Here is a 7,475-nt window from a genome sequence, read left to right on the forward strand (position 1 = left end):
TTTGCCAGTTCCAAAAGAGGGAGGTTCCATTGATGAACTATGGAAATATGCTCCCGTCGATAAAAAATACAGAGATTTGATCATAGTATTCATTCTGGATGTTTTGAAAGCAGATACAGAATATTGTTTGCTTGAGATTGTGGGAGAGCAGGGCAGTGCAAAAAGTTTTCTACAAGACCTGATAAAGCAACTGACTGACCCGAAGGTCACAAACCTAGGAAGACCACCTAGCGGCGAAAGAAACTTCTTTGTAGCTGCTGCGAATTCTCATTTGATTAGCATCGAGAACGTTTCGTCGATCACCCAAAATGATAGTGACAACTATTGCACCGTTATCACCGGTGGTGGCACCGTAGAAAGAAAACTGTACTCGAACAGTGAAGAAGCGGCAACTAATGTTCGTAGACCCATTGTGATCAATGGGATTAACTCTGTCGTAGATAGAGAAGATCTGCGTGACAGAACAATGCTAATCCAAATGTCGCGCATTGAGGCCTATAAAAGTAAATCTAAACTAATGGCTGACTTCAATGAGCGAAAAGCCTATATCTTCCACGATATGCTGAAGCTGATGTCTGAGGCTCTGCAGTTGCTACCTGAAGTTGAGGATTCAATTGATGCATCTGAGCTACCGAGGTTAGCTGACCTTGGATGCTTCGGAGAGGCTGTTTACAGGGCACTGGAGGAGAAACCAGGTAAATTCTTAGAACACTTCAGAATGGTTCAAATTGACGGAATCTATAGCACTTTAGAGTCGTCTACAGTTGCCGTTGCCGCGAAGAGGTATGTAGAAGAAGAGAAATCGTTCGAGGGTCTAGTGGGTGAACTAAGAGAGAAGCTGGAAGACTATGCCGAAGATATTAATAGCTTTCCCAAGACTTCACATGCTTTTGGTCGTGAGCTTCGCAGATGTGTTCCCGCTCTTCGAAAGGTAGGTATAAATATTGTTGTTGGCTCACGTAACAGGTACGGATTCCCTGTTACGTTGAGAGTCACATGATACCCATGTAGTCGATGTACTTGGTGTACTTTTCCAAAGAAGCCTAAATGCAGGCTTCTTTTTTATCGCTTCAATTCTTTACGGCCATTTTGTTGTAGCTATTTTGTCTCGAAAGCTAGGGATCGTTAAAAATAGTTTGTATAAAAATGTAAAGATGAAAAGTGCCTGAAAGTAAAAATTGGAGTTATTCGTACAAATGGATTGTGTTGTTTTTAATAGTTTTTTAGAGCGGGAATCAGCTTTTCGTTTTATGTTATATATAATATAAAACAAGGAGTTACAGAGGTTTGTAACGGTTTGTATCTTGCAAAAAGATTGGGGGTGAGTAAGGATTAAACGCACATCGGTAATGCTTTTGGAGGTGTGAATGGCGGTTAAAAACAAGTTTCTAAAAAGGCGTGACGTGTTAGACATGACTGCACAATCTGATACCTCCCTTGATCGTAGTGTAAGGGCTGGCGTTTTTCCACCGCCGGTTAGGATTTTCGGAAGTCCAACGTCCGTCAGATGGATCGAGTACGAAGTTTTGAAAGTGATTAACGCGAGTATAGAAGGCTTTACTGAGGTTCAGTTGAAAGAGCTTGTTCAAAAGCTTGTGGCAGCTCGACCACATTATTCGTTTGAAAGCTAAACGACTTTGTTGTTTAGCTTTCCATTCTCAATTGTGATGTATGAGGTAAGAAGACATGTCAGTGATTATAGATAGTGCCAACGTTAGTATTGATTGTATTTTATGGTCTCCAGATAAGAGTTCCGTACAAAGATTTTATGACTACGAGGAGCTGGCTCCGCGCACAAACTCATTACCCTCAAAGGTAAAAGGCAAGTTCCCGTATTGCATCTTAATAAAAGATTGTGATCATAACGATTTGGATTTAATAAGAGAGTTGTTAGATGAAGATAAGGGAACGGCTGAAACTTTCATTATTTCTTTCGGTTGGAACTACCCATCAGGCATCTCAGTGGACGATCTTCTACGTGAAGCTTTAGCGCATATTACAACTGTTCCGCGCAAACGGCAGCAGGGTCTGATTTATCCCGACGTCAGCCGGGTTCGTAGTGATACCGATAAGGTTTATTTCGACTATACCAATCAAGACTTTTGTTCATCGGTTGAAGTTGACCGGGAAGCAAACAGCTTTTCTATAAGTTTTAAGATTCAGGGTTTTACCAAAGTCCAACGATACTTTGGAACCAAGTGTGTTGACTTAAAAAGCGATGTGATAAAGGGAATGTTAGCCGAGCATCTGCGCTTTGTGGATTTAGGGCCTCTAAAGTTTGCGGCAAATGCTTGGTTAGGGCGTCCTAAGGGGAGATCGTCTGATTGCAGAATTACAGATGACTTGACTGGAGAGAAAGTTAATCTGACGGAGCAGCGCGCCAAGCTGATTGAAGAAACCTGCTCTATTAGTTTGGGGGGTAGTGATTCGGTTGTCGTTGCTCAGTCGGTAATAGATAACATTCCTAATGTCTCCAAAAACCGCAGGTTCAAGAAAATTAGTATTGATGAGGCTTTGCCTACGCTCAAGTCGATTTGTAAAGCTCATCGGGCGTAGGCGATATCTCTATGCACAGGAAAAGTCTGGTTAAAAAGGGGCTGGGTAAGCACAGCTTTTTGCAGAAAGCTTTTCCTTACCCAGATTATATTCAGATCCGATTCAAGGAAGACCTAACGGCTGAGTGTATCGACTTCTTAAATACAAATTGTTTGCAACCCTATGAACCAATATCGGATGACGATACTTCATTGGTCATGGGGTTTGCGCCAGAGTGGGAATACGGCTTTCATCTTTATCAGCCAAATGAGCAGGTTACTGAATGGATTACTTCAATGAGGCTCATAGGTGAATGCCTAATTACTAAGGTCGAGATAGCTTTTGATTGGTACTTAAAAGACAGGGAATCAGCACTACAGTTGATGCTTAATTGGCTTCGACATGCATGTATTAACCATAGAAGGTCTACAGAGCAAGACCTCTTGGATGCTTCTGTACATCCTAGAGTAAACGGTCGAAGAGATTGGAATACGGTTTACTTTGATCCACGAGATAGTGGTGTCAACTTCAAGCATTATGCTGACAAGTTGTCCAGGCATAACGATAAGCCGACTTTTCACTTTGAAATAGTCCTTACTGGATCAACGTTCGTGGAAAAATGGTTATTTCCAAATTATGACGGTCTTAGTGAGGAAAACTATTGGGCTATTTTCAACAAAAAAGTTCGGTTCAAAATGCTGAAAGATGAGAGGGTTTTTGCTAACTCTCAATTTCTTAAAACTGAGCGGGCACGAAGGGTTCGGCTTCATAAAAAAGCGCCTAACGATAGGCTTATTTTTCTGCCTGGCCACGAAGGCCAAAGGGTCAATTGTACGGCTGAAACGATAGAGATAATTAGGGGCAAACAAAGTGTCGAAGTCAGGGGCGCAGACCACCCAGTTAGGTGTGTGCAAATACTTTGGGACGCCTGCAACGCAACGGAAAGGGAAAAATATTTTAGACCTGTTGATATTCAGAAGGTGTTTGAACCCTTCGCAGACAAGATTATTTAAAGGTCGGTTTTTGAACTGCGGGTGAAACTAGTACGCATACTATTATGGTAATTACTAATAACTCCCGCGCTTCAAAATAACCTGCTGATTTATTTTATTTAAATCGGACTTTATCTCCGAAAAAACATTCACTCTCGAAGTCCGAAAAGCTCGAAAGTGTCGAAACATGAGATTCAGTTGCTTTATCTACAGCACCGAATCGAGATCTTGGAAAGTTATGAATCACATTATTCGAAGTCGAAAGACTGGATGTCGAATTAGCTTGAAATGAATTGTTGTGAGAAAGCGTTATCTCAAGTTTTCTCATAAGACTGGTGTGTTGATATTCCCAGGCTATGAAATAACCAGATAACAGCCCTGTCGTTTGAATGAGAAGGTTATTTCACTAGGCTTTTACCTCTTTTGGTTCATTTAGCACTTGATAGGGGCTATTCAGAAAACTTAGCTAGTCATCTCGTTAAACTGTTAATCGAATTAATTGAAGTAGGTAAACGTGATGTCGAAATTGAAAAACAGATTCTCGGATGAGGTGAAAGGCAAGTACAGCTCCATTGTGATGATCCTGCCTTGGGATCAAATAAAAGATCTGCGATACAACAGATCACTTTCATCTCGTTTGTTGGGTAACTACTCGTTGGATGACCTTAAGCGATTGCCAATCAAGAATGTTTCGACATCTAGATCTGAACTATACGTCTTTGTTCCGGCAAAGCTAGAAAATGTAGGAAAGGATCTAATACAGGGCTACGGTTACATCTATTCGGACAACCAGGAGGTGAAAGTTGGATCTACAAAAATGAGATCCTACCTAAGCTTGCACAGATCTGAAAAAACGATGTTGATCCTAAGAGGGGGGATCTCTTTGGTAAGTCGAAATGGATCTCTTTTTAATGATCTGGCTGATAGGAAACTAAAAAGTGATCATGAACTAACAGATCTTTTTAAGCAGTTGGATTCGGATCTACTTTTGGTAGGAAAAAGTGCGTCTGGCGTATCCAGCTTTTTATTGTGAGCTTTCGCCTTAAATAAGCCGAAAGCTCGGCGTAAATGAGTAGATCTGTTCCCATTTTATATAAGCTAAAATGCCCTTTGACCAAAACTCCGCCATGATCTTGGGAAACAGGTAGGACCTTTTGAATGACCTCTATATTAGATCAGAATGCTACTAGCGTTATTAACCGATTTTAGGTGTTCAAAATACGCGCATAAGCAGCATCAAAAAATTATTATCGCAGTAACTTTTTAGCGATAAATACAGATTTGAGATGTATCAAATGTACTTTGTGTACTTCGAGTCTGCTAAATCTCTAGGACTTTAAAATTCTAGATACGCCCCAATTATCTTTTGTACTCCTAGCCACTAGTTTTCTTTGGTCCTTTACCAAAGAAATGGGTTATTCAGCCTTATCTGTGCTGCTATAGTGGCGTAGGACTTCCAAACTAACCCTTAACTTGAGAATGCTGAATCTGAAAGCAATTGAGTGACGGATCACAAGAGAATATTAAGAATAATGAAAAATATTTTGCATATATCGGACTTACATTTATCAACTAGCAAATCAAAAGGCTTTCAAAGTACTGAGCTCAAGAAGTTGCTTGATTCTATATTGGGTGATCTTAATAGTTCTTCTTTTGAGGAACCAATAGATACTATTTTCTTTACAGGTGATTTGAGTTTCTCTGGGAAAGAAGACGAGCTTATTGAGGTTCGTCAGAAATTCATAGAGCCCTTACTATCCAACCTAAGTCTTACTTTTAATGACCTGTATATAGTTCCTGGAAATCATGATGTATCCAGAGACAAAATTGGAAAAATCGAAGAAAGGTATAGAAACAAAGCCGATGACGTAGAGTTGTTAGAGTTATCTATTGAGGTTAACGAGAGCAAGCAAGACTGGGTTCGAACTGAAAACTATCTTGCTTTTCAATCAAGTATCTATGAAGAAGTAGAAAATATTGTTTATCTTGGGAACTTAGTGAATGTACGGAGAATTACTAAGAACTTGAATGTTTTCAGCGTTAACTCTGCTTGGCTTGCACAGGGAGATGAAGATAAAGGCAACTTAAGTATTCTCAACCAGCTTGAATTTACGTTGAAGAAATTTGGCAAGAATAGTACGAATATTGTGTTGTTCCATCATCCTACTGATTGGATCAAAGCTAGTGAACAATTGAAGGTGTCACGAGAAATAGAGCGTAATGTGCATGCGTTATTTTTTGGCCATATGCATGAGTTTGAACAGTCGGTAACAATTAACTTTTCCCAAGATATAACGCTTAGGCTTCAAGCTGGTACTCTTGATTTGAGGAATGATCGTTCTGGTTACTCTGTAATACAGCTGCACTCAAAGAATAACTTTTCCTACGGAAGAGCTATTTATCGTAAGTATTCAAAAGATAATGATTGCTATGAGCCTTGGGAAGAAAGAGGGGAAGGGGGAATCTGTGACTTTTCAATAGATAAAACGCAGGTTTTTGATGCTCAGAAGTTCTCTCAACTTTCGTCAGAATTAAAGGAAAGGGTTGAATTAGGCCATATAGTTAATACGGGAAAAGAAGGTTCAGAGTTAAAGAGTTTACAGTCAATATTTATTGAACCCAGATTTGAAAAGTCTGGGCTTGCAAATGACCAAGCTAATGTCAGAGATGTTAATTCCCTTTCTGATTTACTCGACAAACAAGGGTGTGTTCTAGTTTCAGGATCAGATCAAAACGGAAAGAGTTTCCTTTTGAAATATATTCAGGTCCTTGGATTAACCAAGCAGGCTAGCAGCGATTTGAGGAACATAGTCTATTACTTGAATTTAGGTCGAGTAAAATTTACCAAAAAATCTCAAGTTCTAATTGAGCTTATATCGGACTATATGGGCCACGAGCTCATGACCTCTTTTGATGGAAAGGTTCGAAAGTCGTTTAAAGATGGCAATGCAAAAATACTCATCGACAACTACGATAAAGGTGACGAACAATCAATTTCTTTCCTTAATGAGTTTATCAAGGAGAATTCAAATAACACGTTCATAATAAGCTGTAACAAGTCCTGCAGTATGGACACACTGTCCAATTTATCTCATACCTATGAAGGCGATATATATACTGCAAACTTATCTCCAATTGTCAGGGATGATATTCGCAAGATTATTTCATCAAGACCGGAGCTATCCAAAGCTGTTAGTGAAGATGAAATTTATCATCACATCATTAGGGTGGTAGATAGTTCCCAGTTGTCTCATAACCACTTTGTTTATTCGATTTTGCTTGCGATTTATGAAAATAAGAAAGAGTTAGTAGGCATCCTGAGTGAGTCGGACATAATTGAAAACTATATTGAGATCCTACTAGACAAGCATGGAACGGATGCTTCGCCCGATAAACCCCAATATCAAGATCTGAAGCATTTAATGGGGTATTTATCATCGAAAATGTTAGTGTCAAAGAATGGTTATCTGAATAAGAATGATTTTCTTGGTCAAATAATCGAATTTGATAAAGAAACCCTTAATAACTATCAAGTAGAAGACTATACGCAGCCGTTGTTTAAGAGTGGGTTATTAATCGAGAGAAGCAACAACACTGTAGAGTTTTCTAATATATGTTTCTTGCACTACTTCATAGCCTATTTCATTCAAACCGATAAAGAGCTGCATGATCTCGTGTTTTCAAATGACAATTACCTACATTTAGAGAAGGTAGTTGAGTATTACTCTTCACAAAACTCATCTAGTTTCGACGTATTAGAGTTTCTTGAGAAAAAGGTTGATGGAGTACGTGAGCAGCTAACTGAATCTATAAAAGAAGTACAAAAAATAGATATTGATTCGCTTGATCTTAATGATCTTAAGAGCACTTCAATCTTGGATCTGGCTTCTTCCACAGATGAATTTGAAAATAAAATTAATGAGTACAAAGCTGACAGGCAGCGTTTTG

General features: G+C 39.3%; 6 protein-coding genes. All 6 read left to right on the forward strand.

Going from position 1 to position 7,475, the window contains the following annotated elements:
• Positions 1-1,000, forward strand: a 1,000-nt coding sequence (locus A3750_RS26640; RefSeq protein WP_197475297.1) for a hypothetical protein, incomplete at its 5' end; no start/stop codon positions are given.
• A gap of 367 nt (positions 1,001-1,367) precedes the next feature.
• Positions 1,368-1,631: an AlpA family transcriptional regulator gene (locus A3750_RS24550; protein ID WP_068549029.1), complete on the forward strand. Its 264-nt coding sequence runs from the start codon at positions 1,368-1,370 to the stop codon at positions 1,629-1,631.
• A gap of 55 nt (positions 1,632-1,686) precedes the next feature.
• Positions 1,687-2,556, forward strand: coding sequence for a hypothetical protein (locus tag A3750_RS24555; protein ID WP_068549031.1), 870 nt, complete (start codon positions 1,687-1,689; stop codon positions 2,554-2,556).
• A gap of 59 nt (positions 2,557-2,615) precedes the next feature.
• Positions 2,616-3,548 (forward strand): hypothetical protein, encoded by a 933-nt coding sequence (locus tag A3750_RS24560; protein WP_156498923.1) that lies wholly within the window; start codon positions 2,616-2,618, stop codon positions 3,546-3,548.
• A gap of 496 nt (positions 3,549-4,044) precedes the next feature.
• The gene (locus tag A3750_RS24565; protein WP_068548714.1) at positions 4,045-4,560 is read left to right on the forward strand and encodes a hypothetical protein; all 516 of its coding nucleotides are present in this window, start codon (positions 4,045-4,047) and stop codon (positions 4,558-4,560) included.
• 499 nt (positions 4,561-5,059) lie between these two features.
• On the forward strand, positions 5,060-7,475 hold a 2,416-nt coding region (locus A3750_RS24570), incomplete at its 3' end, for a metallophosphoesterase (RefSeq protein ID WP_197475298.1).

Source organism: Oleiphilus sp. HI0079 (assembly GCF_001635105.1).

What these genes read in the sequence shown, in the direction of transcription:
- A3750_RS24550 (WP_068549029.1), top strand. Translation starts at nt 1,368, where the DNA reads ATGGCGGTTAAAAACAAGTTTCTAAAAAGGCGTGACGTGTTAGACATG.
- A3750_RS24555 (WP_068549031.1), top strand. Translation starts at nt 1,687, where the DNA reads ATGTCAGTGATTATAGATAGTGCCAACGTTAGTATTGATTGTATTTTA.
- A3750_RS24565 (WP_068548714.1), top strand. Translation starts at nt 4,045, where the DNA reads ATGTCGAAATTGAAAAACAGATTCTCGGATGAGGTGAAAGGCAAGTAC.